Source organism: Oleiphilus sp. HI0128 (genome assembly GCF_001635365.1).
This window is the reverse complement of the sequence record NZ_LWGG01000190.1, coordinates 1-954: the sequence shown is the minus strand read 5'-3', so window position 1 is coordinate 954 and position 954 is coordinate 1. Positions and strand designations below refer to the sequence as shown.

At 43.4% G+C, this 954-nt stretch carries 2 protein-coding genes; both read right to left on the bottom strand.

The features are described from left to right. The coding region (locus A3763_RS02490) for a DUF1329 domain-containing protein (protein ID WP_156494841.1) at positions 1-827 on the bottom strand (827 nt) is incomplete at its 3' end. Positions 828-861: 34 nt separating this feature from the next. Continuing rightward, positions 862-951 carry a DUF1302 family protein gene (locus A3763_RS30015; RefSeq protein ID WP_231875456.1) on the bottom strand — a complete coding sequence of 30 codons (90 nt, stop codon included), beginning with the start codon at positions 949-951 and terminating at the stop codon, positions 862-864. Between the last annotated feature and the right edge of the window lie 3 nt (positions 952-954).

Here is a 954-nt window from a genome sequence, read left to right as displayed (position 1 = left end):
CCTGGTCCATCATATGCAACCTGAGGAGCTCGACGAACACGTCGCTGACCAGCGTTATATACCCACGCTCTACGTGGTTCTTTAACTTGGTCAATTGTTTCGTGGATAAGTAGAACGTTACCCGCCAAACGAGCCGGTGAAGCTACGCGCTGCTTAAAATACCAAAAGACGTTTTTATCTCCATTCTTTGCAGCATCCGTCAATTCCAATCGCTCAGAATAATGTTCTACGAAACGAATTGGTGAGAAGTCTCCTGATTCAGTAGGTGTAACCTGTACGTAGTCACGAACAAAGCTTCCCCCTCTTGAACGCATAATATGGTTCCAAACAACTTCTTTAGCATTCTTTGGAATTGGGAAAGGAATTGCACCTTTATAGCCTTGCACGCCATTCCCGTCATCAACCATTTCAGCATTAGTCGCATTATGCTTGAAATACTCACCGAATTTATCAATATAACCAACTGAACGATGAGTAGGATACACCTTCATTTTATAAGTAGAGTATCGCTCCAGGGTCTTCTTCTGACCATCAGACAACTTATCTGCATACTGAGCCATATTGTCTTTAGTAATCGTGAACAAGACCTGATCCGAAGCAAAAGGATCCGGATAAGGTTCACCCACCTTATAATCAGCAGGTGCTTCTACACCACCCGTCCACTCAGGAATTGTTCCATCTGCATTCCCTGCTTTTTCTGCACCAATTGGCGTTAATTCATTCCCTAATTTCGCCGTTTCTTCTGGTGATACTTTTGCCATGACATTTGCCGCACTAAAGCTTGCAGCAACAACACCAATGGCACACAAAGTTTTTATCATTTTCATTTAGACTACCTCGTTAAACCAAGCCAATGGGTTATTAGAATGAGTACGAAACACTAAGCGCAAGACTATCTCGGTCGGAGATTGTGTTATGAACCCCTCCACCGAAGTAATTGGTATACGCCAAGGT